We start from the raw sequence: 23,219 nt of genomic DNA on the forward strand, positions 1-23,219 counted from the left end.
ACACGAACCTATGGGCCGGTGGTCCCGCCAGACAAGCCCAGTGAGCCCATGGGACGAACTTTCCTTTCCCGGGGTGAGAATTCACTTTCCGATGATTCCTGCGGACCGGGCACCTGCTGTGCCACGATCAATGCCATGACCATGCGCATCGCCGTCTTCACGCGGGAATATCCCCCTTCGATCTACGGCGGCGCGGGCGTGCACGTCGCCCAGCTGGTACCGCAGTTGCGTCGGCTCGCCGAGGTCGACGTGCAGTGCATGGGTGAGCCCCGCGAGGGCGCCACCGCGCACCCGGAGAACTTCCCCGCGGGCGCGAATCCGGCACTGCGGGTCTTCGGCGCCGACCTGGCGATGACGGCCGCGGTGCCCGAGGTCGATGTGGTGCATTCCCATACCTGGTACGCCAATCTGGGTGGCCATCTGACCGGGCTCTTCCAGAACATTCCGCATGTGGTCACCTCGCACTCCCTGGAGCCGGATCGGCCCTGGAAGGCGGAGCAGCTGGGTGGCGGTTATCGGCTCAGCTCCTGGGCCGAGCGGACGGCGTACGAGGGTGCCGACGCGGTGATCGCGGTCAGCGAGGCGATGCGTCCGGCGATCCTGAATGCCTATCCCGATGTCGATCCCGACAGGATCCATGTGGTGAAGAACGGGATCGACCCCGAGGAGTTCAAGCCCGATCCGGACACCTCGGTGCTCACCGGACTGGGGGTCGATCTGGACCGGCCGGTGGTCACCTTCGTCGGCCGGATCACCCGGCAGAAGGGGCTGGTGCATCTGGTCCGAGCGGCCGAGCAGTTCGACCCGGACACCCAGCTGCTGCTGCTCGCCGGTGCCCCGGACACCCCCGAGATCGCTGCCGAGTTCAACGACGCCTTCGCCCATCTCAAGCACGCCCGCTCCGGTGGGGTGATCTGGGTGCAGGAGATGCTGCCGCGGGCGAGCGTACGCCAGGTGCTGTCGCATTCGACGGTGTTCGCCTGCCCCTCGATCTACGAACCGCTGGGCATCGTGAACCTGGAGGCGATGGCCTGTGAGACCGCGGTGGTCGCCTCGGCGGTCGGCGGCATTCCCGAGGTGGTCGCCGATCAGCAGACCGGGTTGCTGGTCGACTACGACCCGGCGCGGGCCGACGATCCGGAGTTCGTAGCGGGCTTCGAGGCCGAGTTCGCGGCGAAGGTGAACGAGTTGACCCGCGACCCCGCCCGGGCCGCGGAGATGGGCCGTGCGGGCCGGCAGCGCTGCATCGACGAGTTCTCCTGGGAGAAGATCGCGCAACAGACGATGGACGTGTACGCCGCAGCGATCGAGGCGCATGCCGCCCGCACGCGCTGACTCCGAATGATCATGGAATATTCGGCCCTTCATCTGCAAACATCCGTATGCAGGGACGAATATTCCATGATCATTCGCTGCCGGGACCGCGATGCATGAAAAACGGACCCCGGGAAACGATCCCGGGGCCCGATCACATGGCTGGCGAGGGTGGGTCAGCCGACGACTCCCTTGAGAGCTGCGGCGAGCTCCTCCGCCTCCTGCGCGTTCATCTCCACCACCAGGCGCCCGCCACCTTCGAGGGGGACCCGCATGACGATCCCGCGACCCTCCTTGGTGACTTCCATCGGGCCGTCTCCGGTTCGCGGCTTCATAGCTGCCATCGCGCATCCTCATCTCTCGTCAGTGGACCTCATGCTCGGGTCCCCAGGGTGACTCGGCACCCATTATTCCGCATTCGGGCCCGTTGCGGTTGATTGACCCCTGCTGGGCGTGTGATGCTGCCCCACCACAGCTCGGGGGGTGCACTCAGGGGGCGTCGGTGCGGGTGCTGCCGCCGGATCCGGAGCCCGGCCGGTACTGCGCCCAGTCCGACTCGTCCTCGTCCTTGCCGCGCCACCGGTCCGCCTTCTGCCGGGTCTCCGGATCCGGCTCGGGGTCCTCGTCCTCCGCCTCGGCGCGGTCGTCGAGCCACTCGACCCGATCCCCCGGTTCCTTCGTCACGCTGGCCCGGCCGGGCACCCGGCCCTCACCCAACTCGCTGATCCGGCGGTCCCGCTCGTCCAGTTCCCGCGCCATCCGGGCCATCAGGTCGTCGACCTCGGCCATGTCGTAGCCACGCGCCTGCACCCCGAACCGGACCCCCTCGAGGTCGTCACCGTGCAGCTCGCCGTCGGCCGGCAGCGGCGGTTCGTAGACATCGCGGACCGGTTCGGCCTTCATCTCCCCCAGCTTGCCGGCGGCGACCATGGCGGCCAGTCCGAGCACGACAACCGCCACGATGACGATCACCATTTCCATCAGGGGCCCTCCTCGGCCGGCGTGTTGCGTTCCACCATGATGGCCACCGCCTCGTCCACATCATCGACGATCGGCAGCAGATCGACATCCTTGGGTGAGATGTATCCCTCGCCCAGGGCCTTGTCGACGAGCCACTGCTTCAGCCCACCCCAGTAGTCGGAGCCGAACAGCACCACCGGGAAGTCGGTGACCTTGCGGGTCTGCACCAGGGTCAACGCCTCGAACAGCTCGTCGAAGGTGCCGAACCCGCCGGGCATCACCACGAAACCCTGGGAGTACTTCACGAACATCGTCTTGCGGGCGAAGAAGTAGCGGAAGTTGATGCCGAGGGTCACGTATTCGTTCAGCCCGGTCTCGAACGGCAGCTCGATGCCCAGTCCGACCGAGACCCCGCCCTCATCGCAGGCGCCGCGGTTGGCGGCCTCCATGATGCCGGGGCCGCCACCGGTGATCACCGCGAATCCAGCGCGAACCAGCTTGGCACCCAGGTCCTGCGCGGCGGCGTACATGGGATGGTCCCGCGAGGTCCGCGCCGAGCCGAAGACGCTGATCGCGGTGCCCAGTTCGGCGAGCGTGCCGAAACCCTCGACGAACTCCGACTGGATCCGCAGCACCCGCCAGGGGTCGGTGTGCACCCAGTCCGAGGGGCCGCGGGATTCCAGCAGCCGCTGGTCGGTGGTGGTCGGCTGCACCATGTCGCGGGAGCGGAACACCGGCCCCTGCTGGCGACGCTCGTGGTCGTCCAGCCCGCGCTGCGGCGGCAACTGCGGGGTCATCGTGCACCCCCCGAGAGCCAGCCGCCGAGCACCTCGCGGCAGCGATGGAGCTGGTCGATCGGGCAGTACTCGTCGTCGGTGTGTGCCTTGATCGGGTCGGCCGGCCCGAAGTTCACCGCGGGTACGCCGAGAGCGGCGAATCGCGACACGTCGGTCCAGCCGTACTTGGCACGCGGCTCGCCGCCGACGGCCGCCAGGAAGCCCTGGGCGACCGGCAGGTCGAGCCCCGGCCGGGCACCGGCGGCCTTGTCGGTGATCCGGAAATCCAAGCCCTGCAGGAAATCGGTGAGGTACGCCTCGGCGGCCGCCAGGTCCTTGTCGGGTGCGAACCGGTAGTTCAGCTCGATCTCGCAGCGATCCGGGATCACGTTGCCGGCGATGCCGCCGGTGATCCGGACCGCGTTCAGGCCCTCGTGGTATTCGAGCCCGTCGACCACCGGTTTCTCCGGCTCGTAGGCGGTCAGCCGGTTCAGCAGCTCGGCGGCGTCGTGGATCGCGTTGTGGCCCATCCAGGCGCGGGCCGAGTGCGCCGCGGTGCCGGTGAAGGTGACCACCGCCCGCATCGTGCCCTGGCAGCCGCCCTCGACCCCGGCACCGGTCGGCTCACCGAGCACGGCGAAGTCGGCGGCGAGCAGTTCGGGGCGCTCGGCGGCCACCTTGTTCAACCCGTTCTTGGCGGCCTCGACCTCTTCGTTGTCGTAGCAGACCCAGGTCACGTCATGGACCGGTTCGGTGAGCTCGGCAGCCAGGCTGAGCGCCACCGCGACCCCGCCCTTCATGTCGCAGGTGCCGCGGCCGATCAGGACCCGGTCGGCGCCGCTGCCCTCGAAGCGGGAGGGCAGGTTCGGCTCGGGGGTGGTCAGCGGGACGGTGTCGGTGTGCCCGGCGACCAGCACCCGGTTGTCGCGGCCGAGCTCGGTGCGGGCGATCAGGGTGTTCCCGATCCGGTCGGTCTTCAGGTGGGGCTGGTTCTGCAGGGCCGCCTCGATGGCGTCGGTGATCGGCCCCTCATTGCCGGAGACGGATTCGATGTCGACCAGTGTCTGGAAGAGGTCGACGACGTCACCGGACAGGTCGAGGTCACTCATGGCCCCCACCCTAGCCATCCGAGGGTTGGCGCACCTCGAACAACTCCCCCGGCGTGCAGTCGAGCGCGTCACACAGCGCGGTCAGGGTGGAGAAGCGGATCGCCTTGGCGCGATCGTTTTTCAGCACCGACAGATTCACCAGGCTGACCCCGACGCGTTCGCTCAGTGCGGTCAGGGTCAGTCCGCGCTCGGCCAGCAGCCGGTCGAGATGGCAGACCACCCGGTGCGGTTCCTCGACCGGCATCAGACCAGCCCGGCCACGTCGTCGGCCAGTCGCTGCCCGCGCCGGAAGGCGTACGCGATCGCCACCAGCAACAGGCCGAGCACCAACGGTGCCAGATAATCGCCCAGCGAGAACGGTGCGACGCCGAACTCGGCGACCTGGTCGGTCCGCGACTGCAGTTGCGCGAACAGTGAACCGCCGAAGCGCAGCATCGGCGCGGCGGCCCCCCAGACCATCAGCAGCAGCCCGAGCAGCCCGAGCAACCGGGCGCTGCGCGGCGCGAACGGCTCGGCCCGCAACTGCCGGACCAGCCGATCCAGCAGCAACACCCCGACGGCGAGCGCCACCAGGGTCAGCACCGGTTCGATCAGCAGGACCGCCAGCAGGCCCGGCTCGGGATCGATCAGCCAGGTCTGCTGCGACCAGTGCACCGACACCCCCGGCGCCTGCCCGGCCTCGACCGCTGGCCCGGTGAGGACCGGCACCTCGAGTGGGTAGCGGCCGGTCAAAAGGGCCGCCACCTGTGCGAACGGCCCGCCGCCGGCCAGCAGACCGGCGACCAACCACGGCAGCACCCGCAGCACGAACCAGTCCGACCGGTCGAATCGCATCCCGAGCACGCGCTCCTGATCGTTCGTCATCATCCCATCTCTCCTCACCAGCCTTATCGTTTTTCGATATTAATGTTTCTCGATAAGGATGGCAAGGAGGCTGGTCTCGGTTCGGTAGGGTTGCCGCCATGACTGAGCAGCAGAACGCGCGCATGGCCTGGGGGTGGGGACTGGTGTCCCGGCACGACTCCGGACAGGTCCTCGACACCTGGTTCCCCGCACCCGCCCTCGGCACCCACGACGGGTCCGAGGCGCCCGACGAACTGGCCGCCGCGGCCGGCCGGGACGACGTGCGCCAGGTGAGCACCGCGGTCGAGCTGGTCACCATCGATCTGGACACCAAGCCGGCCGACATGCCGGATGCCTACCTGCGGCTGCATCTGCTCAGCCACACCCTGGTGCAGCCGAACACGATCAACCTGGACGGCCTGTTCGGCGTCCTGACCAATGTCGTCTGGACCTCCGCCGGCCCCTGCGCGGTGGAGGGCTTCGAGAGCACCCGGGCCCGGCTGCGCGCCGCCCGCGGCCACGTCACCGTCTTCGGGGTGGACAAGTTCCCGCGACTGGTCGACTACGTGATCCCCACCGGGGTGCGGATCGGTGACGCCGACCGGGTACGCCTCGGCGCCCACCTGTCCCCCGGCACCACCGTGATGCACGAGGGCTTCGTCAACTTCAACGCCGGCACCCTGGGCACCTCGATGGTCGAGGGCCGGATCTCCCAGGGCGTGGTGGTCGGCGACGGGTCCGACATCGGCGGCGGCGCCTCCACGATGGGCACGCTGTCCGGTGGCGGCACCGAGCGGGTCTCGATCGGTGAGCGCTGCCTGCTGGGCGCGGAATCCGGCATCGGCATCGCCCTCGGCGACGACTGCGTGGTCGAGGCGGGGCTCTATGTCACCGCCGGCACCAAGGTGGATGTGGGCGGTGAGGTCGTCAAGGCCGCCACCTTGTCCGGCAAGGACGGCCTGCTGTTCCTGCGCAACTCCCAGACCGGCGCCGTCGAGGTGCGCGATCGCACCGGGCGCACCGTGGCGCTCAACGACATCCTGCACGCCAACTGAGCTCGATGGCACGCGCGACCAGCACCGGGCGAACCGGCCGAGCCGGGCGGACCGTCGGCTGTTTCGCGGTGGTGATCCTGATCGTGATCGCGGTGGGCGTGCTCGGGCTCGCCTTCCTCCGGGACCGGCAGCAGTTGCCGCCGACGCAGTTCGAGCAGCGCTGCGTGGCGACCGCCGACGGCCGCTCGGTGACGCTGACCCGTGAGCAGGCGTACCTCACCGCGATCATCGTCGGCATCTCGGTGCAGCGCCAGCTCGATCCGCAGGCGGCGACGATCGCGATGGCCACCGCCTATCAGGAGAGCGGGATCCGCAACCTCAGCTACGGCGACCGGGACTCGATCGGGTTGTTCCAGCAGCGCCCCTCGCAGGACTGGGGCACCCAGCAGCAGATCATGGATCCCTGGTATGCCAGCAATGCCTTCTACAACGCGCTGGTGAAGATCCCGAACTGGCAGAACGGTGACGTCAACGACACCGCCCAGGCCGTGCAGAAGTCCGGCTTCCCGGACGCGTACCGCAAGCACGAGCAGAACGCGGTGGTGCTGAGCAAGGTGTTCACCGGTCAGGCACCCGGCGGGTTGTCCTGCTTCGACGAGCGCAGCAACGCGGGCCAGCCCGACGCGTTCAGCACCCAGCTGGCACTCACCCACGGCAAGCTCAGCACCCGCACCTCCGGCAAGACACTGACGATCACCGCCCGCAATCCCCAGCAGGCCTGGTCGATCGCGCATTACGCCACCGCGAACGCCGGCCTGCAGGGCATCGCCCGGGTGGAGACCAATGCCCGCAGCTGGGAACCCGACGGCAACTCGATGCCGAAGTGGATCAGCGCCGGCAGCAGCGGCGAACGGACGGTCATCGTCACCTTCCGCTGACCCGACGCTCATCGAGTAGGCCGCATGCGCAGCGAAGCGGAGCAATGGCGGCCGTGTCGAGATGAGCGGTATCAGCCGGCGACGGCGGCCAACCGGCTTACCGCGGCGTCGATGCGCTCATCGGTGGCGGTCAGCGCGACCCGCAGATGGTCGGCCGAGTCGTTGCCATAGAAGTCCCCCGGCGCGGCCAGGATTCCCTGCTCGGCAAGGAAATCCAGCGATGCACGACCGGACTCCCCGCGGGTCACCCACAGATAGAGCCCCGCCTCCGAGTGCTCGATGGTGAACCCGACCGCCTCCAGCGCCGGTCGCAGCACCGCGCGCCGGCGCCGATAGCGTTCCCGCTGCTGTGCGACGTGCTGCTCGTCATCCAGCGCGGCCGCCATCGCGGCCTGCACCGGCTCGGGCATGATGAACCCGGCGTGCTTGCGCACCTCCAGCAGCTCGGCCAGCAGTGCCGGGTCACCGGCGACGAACCCGGCCCGGTAACCGGCCAGGTTGGAACGCTTGGACAGCGAGTGCGCGACCAGCAGATTGGCGTGGCTGTCGCCGCAGATGTCGGGGTGCATGACCGAGACCGGATCGACCTCCCAGCCGAACTCCAGATAGCACTCGTCGGAGGCCAGGATCGCGTCGTGCTCGCGGGCCCAGTTCACCCAGCCGCGCAGCAGCCCGGGATCGCTGACCGCACCGGTCGGATTGGACGGCGAGTTGATCCAGGCCATCGTCGCCGCGGGCGCGGTGTCCGGATCGTCGGTGACGACCACCCGGCTGCGGCTCAGCCCCCCGCCGACGGCGTAGGTCGGGTAGGCGACGCTCGGCACGATCAGGGTGTCGTCGCTGCCGAGCCCGAGCTGGGACGGCAGGTTCGCGACGATCTCCTTGGTCCCGATCGCGGGCACCCCGGCCAGCTCACCGAGACCCTGGACCCCGCAGCGCCGGACCAGGAAGTCGGCCATCGCCTGCCGCAGCCGCGGCGTACCGATGGTGACCGGATAACCCGGGGAATCCGCCGCCTCGATGAGCGCCCGCTGCACCACCTCGGGAACCGGGTCGACCGGCGTACCGACCGACAGGTTGATGATCCCGTCGGGATGCGCGGCGGCCCGCTGCTTCGCGCCGGCGATGGTGTCCCAGGGAAAGTCCGGGAGCGCCGCCGCGAGGGGTTGCCTGACGCGTCCGCCGCGCGGCTCGATCACTCGTCGTGTTCCTGCGGGGGCAGATCCTTGACGAACTGGTGATCGTCGTCGACGACGCCCATCTTGGACGCACCACCGGGCGAACCGTACTTGTCGAAGAACTGCACGTTCACGTCGTAGTAGTTGGCCCACTCGCTCGGAACGTCGTCCTCGTAGTAGATCGCCTCGACCGGGCAGACCGGTTCGCACGCACCGCAGTCAACGCACTCGTCGGGCTGGATGTAGAGCATGCGTGCACCCTCGTAGATGCAGTCGACGGGACACTCCTCGACACAGGCACGGTCCTTAAGGTCCACGCATGGTTGAGCAATGATGTAGGTCAACGTTCCACTCCTCGTCCCGCGCCCCTTCGGCGCTGCTGTCCAACCTAGTATCGCGTCCCGCTCCCCCGCCTCGCAAAGGACCCTCCGATGGTGAGACATGACCCACTCGATCGGCTCGAGGGGGTACGCCCCGGCATGCGGCTCTCGCTCCGGCTGGGGACCGAGGGCCAGGTCACCGATCTGATCGGATTGCTGCTGTCGTTGGACGATCTGGAACTGCACATCGAGGACCGCCGCGGGGTGCGGCACACGGTGTCCCGGGGTGAGATCCTGTTCGCCCGCCGGATCCCGACGGTGCCGCGCGGCCGGAACCCGCTGGCCTTCGAGACCGGCGGCCTGCGCGCCCTGGCCCACGACGACTGGCTCGCCGGCACCGGTGACTGCTGGGTGGCCCGGCTCGTCGATCTGGTCGATCACCTGGACGACAGCGGGGTCACCGCGGAGGCCGGCGACCGGGTGCACCGCGGTGAATCGCGGGCACTGGTGAACGGCGAGTGGGTCGCCGTCCGACTCGCCGACGCCGCCGCGCTGGAACCGCTGGCCGCCTGGGCCGCCCGCCGCGGCGCCCGCAACCTGGTCCTCACCAGCGACCTCCCCGCGACCACCCTCGCCGGGCTCGGCCTGACCACCATCCAGTAGCGTTCCGGACATCCCATCAACCACCCCCAGCCGAGGAGAACCATGGGAGCAACACAGTTCACCCGCCGCGGCGTGCTCGGTCAGGCGGCCGGTGTCGCCGCCGCCGGCACCCTGGCCGCCACCTTCGGATCGTCGTCGAAGGCGACCGCCGCGCCGGCGGACAACGGTGCCGGCGCCGCGCTGATCGGCCGCGCGAAGGAGCCGGATCTGCACGCGATGAGCTTCAACATCCGCTACGACCGGGAGGGGATCACCAAGCCCGGGGAGCCGGACTACTGGCCCGAGCGGGCGCCGCTGGTGACCGAGTTCCTGAAGCGGGAGCAGCCGACACTGCTCGGCGTCCAGGAGGCCGAGTGGAACCAGCTGCCCGCGATCGAGGCGGGCCTGGGCAAGGACCACCGGATGCTCGGCTACGGTCGCGCGGGCGGGTCGGCGGGTGAGTACTCGGCGATCTTCTATGACGACCGGCGGCTCGAGGCGCTCGAGTGGGACCAGTACTGGCTCTCCGACACCCCCGACGTGATCGGCTCGGCGACCTGGGGCAACCGGGTCACCCGGATCGTCACCTGGGTGCGCTTCACCGATCGGGAGACCGGCAAGGAGTTCCTGCACATCAACTCCCATTTCGATCACCAGTCGCAGAACGCCCAGGTGCGCAGCGCGGAGACGGTACGCGACCAGATCGCCGCCAGCGGTCTGCCGGTGATCTTCACCGCCGACACCAACGCCGCCGCCGAGCAGTCGGTGCCCTACGACGTGCTGGTCACCAACGGCGGCCTGCAGGACACCTGGCTGGCCGCCGCCAAGCAGCTCACCCCGCGCGTCGGCACGTTCCCGAACTACAAGACGCCCGATCCGGCGGGAGTGCGGATCGACTGGATCCTCGCCACCAGGGGAATCCAGGTCCTTGAGGCGGCCATCAACACCTGGACCCGGCGCGGCCGCTGGCCGAGCGACCACACCCCCGTCCAGGCGCTGCTCCGGCTCCCCTGACGTTCATCGAGTAGCGCCGCCGGCGCAGCGAAGCGGAGGTCGTCCCCCCACACGTTCATCGAGTAGCGCCGCCGGCGCAGCGAAGCGGAGGTCGTCCCCCCACACGTTCATCGAGTAGCGCCGCCGGCGCAGCGAAGCGGAGCCGGCGGCGCGTGTCGAGATGAACCCCCTGGCTCATCGAGCAGGTTGCGCAGCGACCTCCCCCGCACGCTCATCGAGTAGGTCGCGCAGCGACCGTGTCGAGATGAACGTGACTAGTCGATGAGCGTGACGTCGTCACCGAGGGTGAGTTCGCCGTCGGCGAGGGCGACCAGTGAGACCCCGAAGATCGGCTCGGGGAGGTCGAGGCCGCGGGTCAGGGTACGCAGCACGTTCAGGTCACGTTCCCCGGTGCTGGGGTTGGCGTGGGTGGCCAGGCAGCGCACCAGCGGCTGGTGCACCCGGAACCGCATCCCGCCGATGGCGATCTGGCGGCCGGCCCAGCCGAGTTCGGCCAGCGGTTCGACCCCGTCGATGATCACGTTGGAGCGGAACCTGACCTGGTCCACCTCGCCGCCGGTCGCCTCGGCGAACGCCTCGATGCTGGCCCGGCTGTGCAGGGTGACGTACCCCGGCTCGCGATCCTGCAGCTGCGGGGTGCGGCCGTCGCCGACCACACGCAGCGGCCGATGCGGTGAATCCGCCGGCAGGTCCACCTCGGGCTGGTCGGCGAGCAGGGCCGCGACCCGCTGCCGGCCGGCGGCGTCGAGGGGCTCGTCGGCGATCAGCTCGTCGCCGCGCAGCAGCCGGATCCGGTCACCGTCGGTGTGCACCGTCAACCGGGCGATCGACGGGGTGTTCATCAGCACCACCATCTGGCGCTTGGTGCCCCAGCCGTCGCCGGTCTCCTCCGCATCGGCGTACCGGAATCCCAGCACCCGGTCCCCGACGACCCGACTCTCGAGTACCGTCAACCGATCGAGGGTCTGCGGACCGAAACCCTTGACCGGGTAGCGATCCAGCCGGACGACGTGGCTTCGACTCGCTGGCGCTCGCTCAGCCATCGTGGGCCTCCCGCGCTCGCTCAACCATCGTGGCTCCCGCTCAGGGTTTGGTGCACTTGATCTCGTCGGTCGCGGAGTACTTCCAGCTCTGGTCCTCGCGCTTGACGACCTGCCCGTTGACCTTGAACAGCCGGTAGTAGCTCGCGGTGAAACCGGGCGAGGCCGACTGCGGCTCGCAGGTCGGCGAGTTGTCGGTGATCGTCTTGCCGTTGTAGAAGTTCGACTTCGTCGGCTCCGGGGACTCGATGTCCCACTTCTTGGTGCCCCAGATCTTGACCGTGATCGAACCCTTGCCGCCCGGGGAGGACCGGTTGACCGACGACTCCAGATAGATGGCGTTGTCGGTGGTGTTGCGGAACTTCACATCGATCACACCGGAATAGATCGTCGACTCCCGGCCCGCCGGGTAGCGGTCGAAGTAGAGGGTGTGCGGCTGATGCTGGACGTCTTCCAGGCCGGCGAACCAGGCCGCGTTGAACACGGTGGTGGCGGACTGGGAGATGCCGCCGGCGTTCTCCTTCTTCAGCTTGCCGCCGTCGATCACATATCCGTCGACGTAACCGGAGCTGCGGCTGCCGAGCGCCTTGTCCAGCGAGAACACCTCACCCTTGGGCACGGTGTTGCCGCTGATCCGCTGGGCGGCCAGGCCGAGGTTGGTGTTGCGGTAGTCGGCGTGCGGGTAGTAGGTGGTGAACTCCCCGATCACTTCCTTGGGCAGCTGCTGGTTGGCCTGCTCGGTGGTGAACTTCGCCGGCGCCGGGGTCAGCTCGGCCTTCACCTCGCGCTTGTCGGTCGTCGGCACCGCGGGCAGCACGGCCTTGAGGAAGTTGTCCTTGCCGAGCTGGGCACCATCGACCGAGGGCACCACCGTCGGTCGGCCGCCCTCGAACTTGAACTGGGCGTCCTTCGGTTCCTTCAGATCCAGCTTCTTGATCGCCGACTGGGCCTCCTTGAACAGCTTCTCGCCGTCGGTGCTGCCCTGCAACTTGTCGCCCTCGACCTTGATCGTGCTCGAGTTGCCGATCATCGTCGGGGTGACCTCGACGACCCCCTTGCCGGTGTCCACCTTGATCGGCCCGGAGACCGCCGGCCCGGCATAGCTGTTGACGACCTCCTCGACCTTCGCATCGGTGATCGTCGGCGGGGTGCGCTTGATCTTCGCCTCGACATCGGTCTGGTTCAGGTACGCCGACTTGAGCGTGTTGGTCAGCTCGGTCTGGCGCAGCTCGATCGCGTCCTCACCGGGGGTACGCTTCAGCTCCGCGCCGGCGAAGGCGACCGTGGCGTCCTTGGGCTCCTTGTTCACCTGACCGGCCAACTGGCCGACCGCGCCGGTGAGCTTGTTCTGGTCGACCCGGGTCACCGGCTCGATCGCGCCGCCACCGGTGAGCACCCGCCAGATGTGGGTGGGCGCCAGGCTCTTGCCGGCACCCGCCTGGTCGACGGTCTGCGGGTAGTCGACGCTCATCCCCGCGTCCGAGGGCTTCAGCTCCAGCCGTCGGCCCTCGGCGTTGATGACGAACGGCTTGTCCGCCTGGCCGGCGTATTCGGTCTGCAGCTTGCTGACCGCCTCGTCGGCGGTCAGCCCGCCGATCTGGATGCCGGCCATCGAGGTGTTCTTGGGCAGCTTGTCCCCGGCCATCGCATATCCGGCGAAGTAGATGCCACCGAGCACCAGCAGCAACCCGATCAGCACCAGAAGGATGATCCTGCCCTTGCGGGAGCGCGTTCTGGGCGCGGGTGTACTCACTTGGGTGGTCAAGTTTCTACCTTCTGACGGGAGACGAACGCGTCCGATAGTACGACAACCGAAGTCCCGGGCTGAATTCTCAACCGGGTCCGGGCAGGAAAGCCCCCCGAAAATAGGTCAGCGGACGCCCGGGCCGTTCGGTGACCCAGCAGCTGTGGACGGCGCCGATCAGCAGGCTGTGATCGCCCGCCTCGACGACCCGGTCGGTGACGCATTCGAACCAGGCCAGGGACCCGAGCAGCAGCGGCGACCCGGTGATGGTCGAGATCCGGTGCGGCACGGTCTCGAACTGGCGCAGCCGGTCCCGGTGCGCGTCGGAGAAGTGCCGGGCCAGTTCCAGCTGGTCGGCGCCGAGCACCGACACCGCCCAGGCGCCGGCGTCCAGCACCGGCCGATGGAACCGCCCGCCCCGGGCCACCGAGACCATCACCAGCGGCGGGTCGAGGGAGAGCGAGGTGAACGAGTTCGCGGTCATCGCGTACTGGATCTCCCCCGCGTACGCAGTGATCACCGTCACCCCGGTGGCGAAGGTGGCCATCCCGCGGCGCAGGTGCTCTGCCGCTGGTACGCCGGCGACCAGGTCGTCGCGCGGTTCGGCCGGCTCACTCATCGCGGAGCCCGGCGAAGATGTCGGTCGCCCCGGCCGGCAACGCCTCCCCGCCGGCGTGCACGAACCACTCGTTGGCCCAGGCCTGCGGGTAGGTCTCGGCCATCTGGAAGAACGGGCTGTCGAAGGAGATCTGGGTGCGGTGGGCACGGAACGCATCCAGCTTGCGGTCGACCAGCTCGGGTGCGGACACGGTGAGCGCGATCTGGTCGTCGGGACGGACCATCGGCGGCATCGGCCCCTCGGGATCCATCCCGCCCCAGGACTCGGTGTCCCCGGCGGCCCGCATCTGGCGCAGCCCCTCGCGCATCCAGGACTCGCTCATCGTGGTCCACAGGATGCGGCGCACCTGCCATGCCTCACCGAGGTCGGGACGGTACGCCGGGATCGCGGCGAGCTGGGCGGCGTACATGGCCACCCGATGGGCCTGGATGTGGTCGGGGTGACCATAGTTGCCGTAGTCGTCGTAGGTGATCAGCACCTCGGGCCGGCGGTCCCGGATCACCGGCACCAGATCGGTCGCCGCCTCGCGCAGATCGGCGCGCCAGAAGGCCTCGTCGTGCACCAGATCCACCGGCACCACCCGACCCTGGTCGTCGGTCGCCATCCCGGAGTCGCGGTATTTGCCGTCGTGGCCCAGCCGCAGGCTGTCGGTGACCCCGAGGGCGCCGAGGGCGGCGTTCAGCTCACCGATCCGGTATTCCCCCAGGCCACCGTCCCGGTCGGCGCCCAGATGTTTGAGGTCGTCGACGACGATCTCGCCCTCCTCGCCGAGGGTGCAGGTGACCAGCGTCACCTGGGCGCCGTCGGCGACCGCCCGGGCCATCGTGACGCCGGTCGTGGTGACCTCGTCGTCGGGATGGGCGTGGACGAGCAGCAGCCGGTGCGGTTCGGGGCGCTCGGTGGTCGCGGTGTCCTCGGTGGTCGCGGTTTCGGGTGCCAGCACGGCCCCCACCCTATCGATCAGATCCACAGCAGGGTCCGGCCGATGGTCTCCCGGGCGGCGATCGCGGCGTGCGCCGCCGTGGCCTGGTCCAGGGCGAAGGTCTGTCCGACGCAGGGCACGGCGGTACCGTCGGCGACCGCGTGCAGGGCCGCGGCGTTCAGTTGGTCCCAGTCGAGCCGTGGATCGCCGGTGATCTCCAGCAGCGAGGTGCTGGTGATGTCGCCCCGCTGGGGGCCGGAGTCCTGCGCGAATGCCCCGTCGGCGGCGCCGAAGCCGAGGTACCGCCCGCCGGGTGCGACGGCCGCCAGGGCCGCGGCACCGTAGCGGCCGCCGGCGCCGTCGATGACGACCTCCGGGCGGGTGGGCAGGGCCGCGGTCCATTCCGGCTCGGTGTAGTCGACCGAGACGTCCGGGCCGAGCCGGGTGAGCAGCTCCTGCTTGCGTTGCGAGGCCGCGGTGAACACGGTGGCACCGGCGGCCCGCAGCAACTGCACGAGCAGCACCCCCACACCGCCGCCGGCCGCGGTGACCAGCACCGTTTCCCCGGGTCGCACGGCGGCACTGCGCAGCAGGGCCTGCGCGGTCTGCCCGTCGTGCACGATCGCGGTCGCGGTGACCAGGTCGACCCCGGCACCCACAGCCACGATCTCACCGCCGACGGCGCCACCGGGAACGTAGGGCAGGGTCAGATCGAAGAAGTCCTGCCCCCAGCCGGCCCGCAGCTGGGTGTCGAGGTACATGACGTCGGCGTACCGGGTGCGGATCAGCACCTCACCCGGTCGGGGTGCGACGTCTTCGATCTCGGTCGGGGTCAGGACCTGGGGTCCGCCGAACTGCTGCACGGTGATTGCTCGCATGCTGCGAAGCTAGAACTTCAAGTTACCTTGAAGTCAACCGGCGCTGCGGCGTACGCCTCACTTGACCCGGATGCTGCTCAGATCGAGGGTGCCGAACAGGGTCACCTTCACATCGGTGACCCGGTTCGACCAGCCGACCGGGGTGCTGGCGTACCACAGCGGCACCGAGGGCGGATCCTGGGCGAGCAGTTGCTCGGCCCTGCGGTACGCCTCATTGGCCGCGGCCTGCGAGGTGGCACCGGCCGCCTGGGTGACCAGCTGGTCGTAGCTGCCGTTGCTGTATCGGCCGACGTTGTGCCAGGCATCGGAGCGGTAGCGGCTCAGGTAGGGCTCGGGGGTCAGGTAGCCGGACAGGTCGTCGACCCCGACCATGCCGGTGGCCCGGCCGCTGCCCGCGGCGCCGAGGACCGCCGCCTGGTTCGGCAGCAGCCGCACCTGGCAGTCCAGATCGAGGGAGTTGGTGAGCTGGTTGCACAGCGCGTCGGCCCACTGCTTGTTGCCGCCGGCCGCGCTCACGGTGATCACGAACTCACCGGAGTAACCACCGGCCGCGGCATAGAGATCGCGCGCGGCGACCGGATCATAGGCACACATGTCGGCGCAGGCGTCGGTGCGATAACCGGGCACCACCGGGGAGACCCAGCTGGTCGCCGGCGCCCGGGTGTTGTTGAACACCTGCCCGGCCAGCGCCTGCCGGTCGATACCCATCGAGATCGCCCGCCGCAGCCGCGGATCGGCCAGCTGCCGATCACCCGCGGCGAAGCTGAGCTGCTGCACCGCGCGGGTGTCGCGCAGCGCGAAGCGGTTCTCCAGGTCCTTCTGCCACTGGTCGTCGATCAACTGATCGGTGGGGATCACGTCGGTGAAGTCGAGCCGGTTGGCGACCACGTCGTTGTACGCCTTGGACAGGTTGTAGTCCTTGGCGGTGTCGTCGTACATCCGCACGGTGACCTTGCGGATCTGGGCCGGGTAGCGGCCGGTGTAGCCGTCGAAGCGCTCCAGCGCGATCTCGCTGGTGGTGTTGCTGGCGATCTTGAACGGACCGGCACCCACCGGCAGCTTGCCGAAGGAGTCCTTGCCGTCGTCCTCGGCGAAGAAGGCGTCCGGCAGCGGCGCGAACACCGGGTGGCTGACCCGGGCCGCGAAGTCGGTCAGCGGCTTGGTTGTGCGCACGGTGAAGGTGTAGTCATCGAGCACCTTCAACCCGCTCATCGCGGTCGGTCGGCCGTCCTTGGAGCAGGCGGCGCCCGGTACGCAGGCGAGCTGGTCGGCGCCCTCGATCGGGGCGAAGAAGCTCTGCCCCGCCATCTTGTTCGGGCCGTACGCCGCCCAGTTCCAGGCGGAGACGACGTTGCGGGCCTTGACCTCGGTGCCGTCGTGGAAGAGCCGGCCCCTGGCCAGTCGCACGGTGAAGGTCTGCGAGTCGGTGGTGTCCACCGATTCCGCCAGGTCGGGTTCGATCGCCCCGGTGTCGCTGTTCGCGCGATAGAGCCGGGAGGTCAGCGGATCCATGATCCGCAGCCCGCAGCTGTCCAGGGTGTTCGCGGGGAGCAGGGGTTGGGCGGGGGTGCAGCCGCGGATCGTGATGTCGCCGCTCACCCTGGCGCCGCCACCGCCCGCCGCGGCGCTCGCGGGCGCCTGCGGATCCGCCGGCGGAGCCGGCTCCGGCGTACAACCCACCAGCAGCAGTACACCCGCCAGTACGCCGAGCAGCAGCCGAACCATCACCCTCCTCCGTTCGCGGGTCGATGCTAGCGGAGAAGCCCAACGATCCCCGATTCGGGAACGCTCATCGAGTAGCCCTGCGGTGCCGCAGCGAAGCAAGGCAGCGCAGGGCATGTCGAGACGAGTCCCCCCAGACGATGGCTGAGCGAGGGAGGAACGACCGAGTCGAAGCCACCGCGCCTCATCTCGACACGCGACCCATGGCTCCGCTTCGCTGCGCCTGGCTCGCTACTCGATGAGCGTTGGGAACTAACGCAATCCTTCCTGGGCCAGCACATCCCGCGGCTGGGCGAAGTGGCAGGCCGAGGCGTGCTCGCTGGCCCCGTCGGGACGCAGCTCGAGGATCGGCTCCTCCACCGTGCAGCGCTCCTGCGCCTTCCAGCAGCGGGTGTGGAAGCGGCAGCCGGTCGGCGGATTGGCCGGGCTCGGCACGTCACCGGTGAGCACGATCTGGTTCTTGGCCTCGCGCAGCGTCGGATCCGGTACCGGCACCGCGGACAGCAGTGCCTGGGTGTAGGGGTGCGTGGGATGGGAATAGATCTGGTCCTCATCACCGATCTCGACGAGCTTGCCCAGATACATCACCCCGACCCGGTCGGAGATGTGGCGCACCACCGACAGGTCATGGGCGATGAAGATGTAGGCCAGCCCCAGCTCGTCCTGCAGCTTCTCCATCAGGTTGACCACCTGCGCCTGCACCGACACGTCCAGCGCCGAGACCGGCTCGTCGCAGATCAGCACCTTCGGGTTCAGCGCGATGCCGCGGGCGATCCCGACGCGCTGCCGCTGGCCGCCGGAGAACTGGTGCGGGTAGCGGTTGATGTGTTCGGGGTTCAGCCCGACCATCTCCAGCAGCTCCTGCACCCGCTTGCGCCGGCCACCCTTGGGCACCGCGTCGGGGTGGATGTCATAGGCCTCCCCGATGATGTCGCCGACGGTCTTGCGCGGGTTCAGCGAGGTGTAGGGGTCCTGGAAGACGATCTGGATGTCGCGCCGCAGTCGGCGCATCGCGGCACCGGACTGGGCGTACATGTCGACGCCCTCGAAATAGGTCTTGCCCTCGGTCGGATCCTCCAGTCGCATCAGCAACCGGCCGAGGGTGGACTTGCCACACCCGGACTCCCCCACGATGCCGAGAGTCTCACCCTTGTAGAGATCCAGGGAGACACCGTCGACCGCCTTGACGTGACCGACGGTACGCTGCAGCACCCCCTTCTTGATCGGGTAGTGCTTCTTCAGCCCCTCGGCGGAGAGGATCACCTCACGGGTCGGCGCCACCGCGGTCGAGCCACCGGAGGACGGCTGGGTCTCGGTCATCGCAACTCCTTGATCTGTTCGGGTTCGGCACCCTCGACGACCTGGTGGGCGTAGTGGCAGGCACTGGCCCGGTTGTGGCCGAGCTCCACCAGTTGCGGCGGGGCACCGGTGCGGCAGATGTCGGTGGCGAACCGGCAACGCGGGTTGAACGCGCAGCCGTCGGGGATCCGCAGCAGGTTCGGCGGCAGGCCGCCGATCGCGGACAGCGTCTGCCCCTTCTGGTCCAGCCGCGGGATCGATTCCAGCAATCCCTTGGTGTAAGGGTGTCCCGGCCGGGCGTACAGATCGAAGACATCGGCGGTCTCGACCAGCCGGCCGGCGTACATCACCGCGATCCGGTCGGCGACGTCGGCGACCACACCGAGGTCGTGGGTGATCAGGATCAGACCCATCTTGCGCTCGACCTGCAGTTCCTTGAGCAGCGACATGATCTGCGCCTGCACGGTGACATCGAGCGCGGTGGTCGGCTCGTCGGCGATCAGCACCGCCGGGTCGAGCGCGATCGCCATCGCGATCATGATCCGCTGCCGCATGCCGCCGGAGAACTGGTGCGGGTAGGCCCGCACCCGCTCCCGGGCGGCCGGGATGTTCACCTGCTCCATCAATCGGACGGCCTGTTTCCAGGCATCCGACTTGTTGGTGCCGCGGTGCTGGCGGAACATCTCCGCGATCTGCCAGCCCACCGGGAAGACCGGGTTCAGCGAGGACAGCGCGTCCTGGAAGATCATCGAGATCTCCGGGCCGCGGACCTGCTGCATGTCCTTCTCCTTGAGCTTCAGCAGATCGGTACCGCAGTAGCGGACCTGCCCGCCGGTGACGTAACCCGGCGGGGTGTCCAGGATGCCCATCACCGCCTGCGCGGTGACCGACTTGCCGGAACCGGATTCGCCCAGGATGGCGAGGGTCTCCCCCTCGTCGAGGCTGAAGTTCACGCCGTTGATCGCCTTGGCGACCCCGTCGCGGGTCCGGAACTCGACGTGCAGGTCCTCCACCTCGAGCAGTCGGCCGTTGATCGGCTGCCATCGCTGGCTGCGCTCGTCGATGCGCTCCACCTTGTGGGTGGAGTCCAGGGTTTCGCTGTTGCTGGCCATGGGGCTCCTCTCAGCGCAGCTTCGGATCGAGGGCGTCCCGGATCGCCTCACCCAGCAGGATGAACGCGAGCACGGTGATGGACAGGAACGCCGAGGGCACCAGCAGCATGTGCGGCGCGGCCGCGATGTAGCCGATACCGGAGGCCTCGGAGATGTCCACGCCCCAGGAGATCACCGGGGCCTGCAGGCCGATACCGAGGAACGACAGCGTCGCCTCGGTGGCGATGTAGGCGCCCAGGTTGATGGTGGCGACCACGACGGCCGGCGCGAACGCGTTCGGCAGCACGTGGCTGAAGATCAACCGGCTGGACCCGGCGCCGAGCGCCCGACCGGCCTGCACGTAATCGGTCGGGATCACCTGCAGCACCGAGGATCGCATCAATCGCGCGATCGTCGGCCAACCGAGCACGACGATGGCGGCCACCACCTTCAACACCACCACCATGTAGGGGGTGTTCAGCTTGTTCGGGAAGGTGTAGAGGATGATGATGCCGCCGAGCAGCAGCGGGATGGCGAAGAAGACATCGCCCAGCCGGGACAGGATGATGTCCACCCAGCCGCCGAAGTAGCCGGCGACGACACCGATCAGCGAACCCAGCAGCAACGTGCCCAGCGAGGCCAACAGGCCCACCAGGATCGAGGACCGGGCACCGTAGACGGTGCGGGCGTACACATCGCAGCCCTGCAGGGTGTAGCCGAACAGGGTGCCGTTGGCACCCGGCTTCTTCAGCGAGTTGTTCAGGTCGCAGAAGTAGGGGTCGGCCTTGGTGAACAGCTGCGGCGCGATTGCCATCGCGACGATGAACACGATCAGCACCGCGGCGATCCAGAACATCGGGCTGCGGCGCAGCTCGAGCCAGGCATCGCCCCACAGCGAGCGGGTCTTCTCCTGCTTCGGCGACGGCGAGGGCTCGGGCGTCGGCGTGGTGTCGGTGGTCAGTTGTGTGTCAGCCATGGCTGATCCTCGGGTCCAGGAATCCGTAGAGCACGTCCACGATCAGGTTGGCGAGCAGATAGACGAGCACCAGCACGGTCACCGCGCCGACCACCGACACCCCGTCCTGCTGGGTGATCGAGCGGAAGATGAAGAAACCGATGCCGTTGACGTTGAAGATCCGCTCGGTGACGATCGCCCCGCCCATCAGCGCACCCAGGTCGATACCGATCTGGGTGATCACCGGAACCAGCGAGTTGCGCAGCGTGTGTACGCCGACGGTGCGGTTGCGGGAGAGGCCCTTCGCCTTGGCGGTGCGCACATAGTCGGCGCGCAGGTTCTCCACCAGCGAGGTCCGGGTGAGCCGGGTGATGTAGGCGATCTGCAGGCTGGCCAGCACCATCGCCGGGAGCACCAGGCTGTATATCAACTCTGGTGTTATCGGCCCGTTCTGCGCTGTCACAGGGAACCACTGCAGCTTGATGCCGAAGATCATCTGGTAGAGACCGCCGATCACGAAGACCGGCATCGAGATCAGCAGCAGGGTCAGGATGGTGATCAGCACGTCGGGCAGCTTGCCCTTGGTGATGCCGGCGATCACACCGAGGGTGATGCCGATGACGATCTCCAGGATGATCGCCATGATCGCCAGGGTGAAGGTCGTCGGGAGCCGCTCGATCAGCTCCTGGCTGACCGGCTTGTTGTAGAAGTTGATGCCGAGGTCGCCGCGCAGCAGCCGGCCCAGGAAGAGCGCGTACTGCACCAGCAGCGGCTTGTCGAGGTTGTAGTCGGCCTTGAACTTCTCGATGTACGCCGCATCGCACGGGCGCTCGCCGCAGCGGCCCTCCCAGGGCTCGCCGGGCAGGGCGTACACCAGCATGAAGATCAGGAAGGTCGAGCCGAGCAGCACCGGAATCATCTGGAGCAGCCGGCGCAGGATGTAGGTGGCCATGCCGTCCTCCTTTCCACGGCCGCAGCATCACTGCAGACGGCCAGGGCGGGTGAGTGGGGTCGTCCGGACGCGGCCTCGGCCCGCCGGCTGGAGGGCCGGCGGGCCGAGGCTCGGTCAGGAGCGAATCACTTCAGGGTGATGGACGACACGTCCAGGGTGCCGAAGGGGGTCACCTTCACGTTGTCCACCTTGGTGGAGTAGCCGTAAGGCGTGGTGGCGTACCACTTCGGGACGGTCGGCAGGTCCTTGGCGAGCATCGCCTCGGCCTCCTGGTAGAGCTTGTTCGCCTCGTCGGAGGACTTGGCCGCATCGGCCTGGACGAGCTTGGCGTCGAACTCCGGGTTGGAGTACTTGAAGTCGTTCGAGGATGCACCGGTCTTGTAGATCGGGGTCAGGAAGTTCTCGATCGACGGGTAGTCCATCTGCCAGCCGGAGCGGAACAGACCCTTCAGTTCGCCCGCCTTGATCTGGTTGCGGAGCGTCTTGAAGTCCGGGGTGATCTGCACGCGGCAGTCGATCCCGAGCACGGTGCGCCAGTTGTTGCAGGCCGCGTCGGCCCACTGCTTGTGGCCACCGTCACCGTTCACCGCCAGGGTCATCGGGCCGTTGTAACCGCCGGCCTCCTGCCAGAGCTGCTTGGCCTTGGCCTCGTCGTAGGTGCAGGCCTCGCCGCACTGACCCGGCTTGGCGCCGTCGACGACCGGGGAGACCCAGCCGGTGGCCGGCACCCGGGAGCCGTTGAAGATCTGCTTGGTGACCAGGTCGCGGTTCAGCGACATGGACAGCGCCTGGCGCTTGCGGACGTCCTTGAGCTGCTCATCGTTCGGCGAGAAGGCCAGCGACTGGATGACGCCGGACTCCTTCTGCCCGTTGCGGCCGTTCAGGGTGGCCTTCCAGGCATCGCCCACCAGCTGGTCGGGCGGGATGATGTCGGTGAAGTCCAGGTTGTTGGCGACGACGTCGTTGTAGGCGGCGTTGGCGTCGTTGTAGATCTTGTAGTTGATCTTGTCGACCTTGCCGGGATCGATGCCCTTGTAGTCGGCGTTCTTCTCCAGGACGATCGCCTGCTCGTTGTTCTGGGTCACCTTGTAGGGGCCCGAACCGACCGGCATCTTGCCGTAGGCCTCGGGATCCTTGAAGAAGGAATCCGGCAGCGCGGCGAAGGCGGTGTAGCCGAGTCGCTGCGGCAGGTTGGAGACCGGCGAGGTGGTCTTGATGGTGAAGGTCCGGTCGTCGACGACGTTCAGGCCGCTCATCTTGTCCGACTTCGGGTCGCCCTCCTCGGGGGCGACGTCGGCGTAACCCTCGATCGGCTCCATGAAGTAGCCGGACACGTAGCCCTGCTTGGCGCTGGCGGAGAAGTTCCAGGCGTCGACGAAGTTCTTGGCCAGCACCGGGGTGCCGTCGGAGAACTTCATGTCCGGCTTCAGCTTCACGGTGAAGGTCTGGTTGTCGGTCGTCTCGATCGACTCGGCGAGGTCGTTCTCCGGCTTCGCGGTGTCGGCGTTGTAGCGCACGAGCTTCGCGGTCACCGCGTCGAGCACGTTGCCGCCGCACACCTCGTTGGTGTTGGCCGGGATCAGCGGGTTCTGCGGGGTGCAACCACGCATCGAGATCTCGCCGCCGGTGTTGTTGCTGGTGCTACCAGAGTTGCCGCCGCCACCGCAGGCACTGAAGGCCAGCGCAACAATGCTGGCCGAGGCTGCGGCGACCATCAGGCGAGAGCGTCCTCGCATGAACATGTCCTCCTAGATCGGGGGGCGCCCGCGATACGGACGCCGCGACGTGCCATGCACGGATGTCGTGCTCGGCACTGAACTTGCGGACTTTTCTATGGCATCCGAGCATGTCTGAACAAGCGACTGCACAAAGCGCAACGCTTTTGTGACCTCCGAGTAGGCAGGTTGA

General features: G+C 68.3%; 24 protein-coding genes. 5 read left to right on the forward strand and 19 right to left on the reverse strand.

Annotation, left to right across the window (positions count from 1 at the left end):
* Positions 1-141 precede the first annotated feature (141 nt).
* On the forward strand, positions 142-1,335 hold the full coding sequence (glgA, locus tag BI335_RS05790; RefSeq protein ID WP_094429940.1) for a glycogen synthase: 1,194 nt from the start codon (positions 142-144) through the stop codon (positions 1,333-1,335).
* 155 nt (positions 1,336-1,490) lie between these two features.
* On the opposite strand, the gene BI335_RS05795 is transcribed toward glgA, so the two are convergent.
* From BI335_RS05795 to BI335_RS05820, 6 genes are all read right to left on the reverse strand, one after another.
* On the reverse strand, positions 1,491-1,658 hold the full coding sequence (locus BI335_RS05795; RefSeq protein WP_094359238.1) for a DUF3117 domain-containing protein: 168 nt from the start codon (positions 1,656-1,658) through the stop codon (positions 1,491-1,493).
* 145 nt (positions 1,659-1,803) lie between these two features.
* Positions 1,804-2,295, reverse strand: a complete 492-nt coding sequence (locus BI335_RS21805) for a DivIVA domain-containing protein (RefSeq protein WP_094359236.1) — start codon at positions 2,293-2,295, stop codon at positions 1,804-1,806.
* Positions 2,295-3,071, reverse strand: coding sequence for an LOG family protein (locus tag BI335_RS05805; RefSeq protein WP_094429894.1), 777 nt, complete (start codon positions 3,069-3,071; stop codon positions 2,295-2,297). Before BI335_RS05805 ends, BI335_RS21805 begins: the two co-directional genes overlap by 1 nt.
* Positions 3,068-4,159, reverse strand: coding sequence for a succinyl-diaminopimelate desuccinylase (gene dapE / locus BI335_RS05810; protein WP_094429941.1), 1,092 nt, complete (start codon positions 4,157-4,159; stop codon positions 3,068-3,070). Before dapE ends, BI335_RS05805 begins: the two co-directional genes overlap by 4 nt.
* Positions 4,160-4,169: 10 nt before the next feature.
* Positions 4,170-4,403, reverse strand: coding sequence for a helix-turn-helix domain-containing protein (locus BI335_RS05815; RefSeq protein WP_094359233.1), 234 nt, complete (start codon positions 4,401-4,403; stop codon positions 4,170-4,172).
* Positions 4,403-5,026, reverse strand: a complete 624-nt coding sequence (locus tag BI335_RS05820) for a DUF2975 domain-containing protein (protein WP_094429895.1) — start codon at positions 5,024-5,026, stop codon at positions 4,403-4,405. The genes BI335_RS05815 and BI335_RS05820 overlap by 1 nt, the downstream gene beginning before the upstream one ends.
* A gap of 95 nt (positions 5,027-5,121) precedes the next feature.
* Between BI335_RS05820 and dapD the strand changes: the two genes are divergently transcribed.
* Both dapD and BI335_RS05830 read left to right on the forward strand, forming a co-directional pair.
* Positions 5,122-6,057 (forward strand): 2,3,4,5-tetrahydropyridine-2,6-dicarboxylate N-succinyltransferase, encoded by a 936-nt coding sequence (dapD, locus tag BI335_RS05825; RefSeq protein WP_094429896.1) that lies wholly within the window; start codon positions 5,122-5,124, stop codon positions 6,055-6,057.
* A 5-nt stretch (positions 6,058-6,062) separates the two neighbouring features.
* On the forward strand, positions 6,063-6,935 hold the full coding sequence (locus BI335_RS05830) for a hypothetical protein (protein WP_094429897.1): 873 nt from the start codon (positions 6,063-6,065) through the stop codon (positions 6,933-6,935).
* A 71-nt stretch (positions 6,936-7,006) separates the two neighbouring features.
* Here the strand turns inward: BI335_RS05830 and dapC are convergent, their stop codons facing one another.
* A complete protein-coding gene (gene dapC / locus BI335_RS05835; protein ID WP_324252823.1) occupies positions 7,007-8,134 on the reverse strand; it encodes a succinyldiaminopimelate transaminase in 1,128 nt (375 codons plus the stop codon).
* Positions 8,131-8,457, reverse strand: a complete 327-nt coding sequence (gene fdxA / locus BI335_RS21810; protein ID WP_208109383.1) for a ferredoxin — start codon at positions 8,455-8,457, stop codon at positions 8,131-8,133. Before fdxA ends, dapC begins: the two co-directional genes overlap by 4 nt.
* 87 nt (positions 8,458-8,544) lie before the next feature.
* On the opposite strand from fdxA, the gene BI335_RS21330 reads away from it, so the two are divergent.
* Both BI335_RS21330 and BI335_RS05845 read left to right on the forward strand, forming a co-directional pair.
* Positions 8,545-9,096 carry a hypothetical protein gene (locus BI335_RS21330; RefSeq protein WP_172421757.1) on the forward strand — a complete coding sequence of 184 codons (552 nt, stop codon included), beginning with the start codon at positions 8,545-8,547 and terminating at the stop codon, positions 9,094-9,096.
* Between the two features lie 42 nt (positions 9,097-9,138).
* Entirely contained in the window at positions 9,139-10,089 is a 951-nt protein-coding gene (locus BI335_RS05845; protein WP_094429900.1) for an endonuclease/exonuclease/phosphatase family protein, read from the forward strand.
* A 254-nt stretch (positions 10,090-10,343) separates the two neighbouring features.
* Here the strand turns inward: BI335_RS05845 and BI335_RS05850 are convergent, their stop codons facing one another.
* The 11 genes from BI335_RS05850 to BI335_RS05900 form a co-directional block, all read right to left on the reverse strand.
* The gene (locus BI335_RS05850) at positions 10,344-11,132 is read right to left on the reverse strand and encodes an MOSC domain-containing protein (protein WP_094429901.1); all 789 of its coding nucleotides are present in this window, start codon (positions 11,130-11,132) and stop codon (positions 10,344-10,346) included.
* Positions 11,133-11,172: 40 nt separating this feature from the next.
* The gene (locus tag BI335_RS05855; RefSeq protein WP_094429902.1) at positions 11,173-12,828 is read right to left on the reverse strand and encodes a VanW family protein; all 1,656 of its coding nucleotides are present in this window, start codon (positions 12,826-12,828) and stop codon (positions 11,173-11,175) included.
* 133 nt (positions 12,829-12,961) lie between these two features.
* Positions 12,962-13,492 carry a flavin reductase family protein gene (locus BI335_RS05860; RefSeq protein WP_094359218.1) on the reverse strand — a complete coding sequence of 177 codons (531 nt, stop codon included), beginning with the start codon at positions 13,490-13,492 and terminating at the stop codon, positions 12,962-12,964.
* Positions 13,485-14,435: an N-acetyl-1-D-myo-inositol-2-amino-2-deoxy-alpha-D-glucopyranoside deacetylase gene (gene mshB, locus BI335_RS05865; RefSeq protein WP_229119465.1), complete on the reverse strand. Its 951-nt coding sequence runs from the start codon at positions 14,433-14,435 to the stop codon at positions 13,485-13,487. Before mshB ends, BI335_RS05860 begins: the two co-directional genes overlap by 8 nt.
* Positions 14,436-14,452: 17 nt before the next feature.
* A complete protein-coding gene (locus BI335_RS05870; RefSeq protein WP_094429903.1) occupies positions 14,453-15,292 on the reverse strand; it encodes a zinc-binding dehydrogenase in 840 nt (279 codons plus the stop codon).
* Between the two features lie 57 nt (positions 15,293-15,349).
* Positions 15,350-17,017, reverse strand: a complete 1,668-nt coding sequence (locus BI335_RS05875) for a peptide ABC transporter substrate-binding protein (protein WP_144009078.1) — start codon at positions 17,015-17,017, stop codon at positions 15,350-15,352.
* Positions 17,018-17,266: 249 nt separating this feature from the next.
* Complete coding sequence (locus BI335_RS05880; protein ID WP_094429905.1) at positions 17,267-18,334, reverse strand: ABC transporter ATP-binding protein; 1,068 nt, start codon at positions 18,332-18,334, stop codon at positions 17,267-17,269.
* Complete coding sequence (locus tag BI335_RS05885; protein WP_094359209.1) at positions 18,331-19,425, reverse strand: ABC transporter ATP-binding protein; 1,095 nt, start codon at positions 19,423-19,425, stop codon at positions 18,331-18,333. Before BI335_RS05885 ends, BI335_RS05880 begins: the two co-directional genes overlap by 4 nt.
* Positions 19,426-19,435: 10 nt before the next feature.
* Positions 19,436-20,380 (reverse strand): ABC transporter permease, encoded by a 945-nt coding sequence (locus BI335_RS05890; RefSeq protein ID WP_094359207.1) that lies wholly within the window; start codon positions 20,378-20,380, stop codon positions 19,436-19,438.
* On the reverse strand, positions 20,373-21,311 hold the full coding sequence (locus BI335_RS05895; protein WP_094403330.1) for an ABC transporter permease: 939 nt from the start codon (positions 21,309-21,311) through the stop codon (positions 20,373-20,375). Before BI335_RS05895 ends, BI335_RS05890 begins: the two co-directional genes overlap by 8 nt.
* Before the next feature lie 125 nt (positions 21,312-21,436).
* Entirely contained in the window at positions 21,437-23,047 is a 1,611-nt protein-coding gene (locus tag BI335_RS05900) for a peptide ABC transporter substrate-binding protein (protein WP_094429942.1), read from the reverse strand.
* Positions 23,048-23,219 lie beyond the last annotated feature (172 nt).

The sequence above is a fragment of the Enemella evansiae genome, from assembly GCF_002250705.1.
Classification (GTDB): Bacteria; Actinomycetota; Actinomycetes; order Propionibacteriales; family Propionibacteriaceae; genus Enemella; species Enemella evansiae.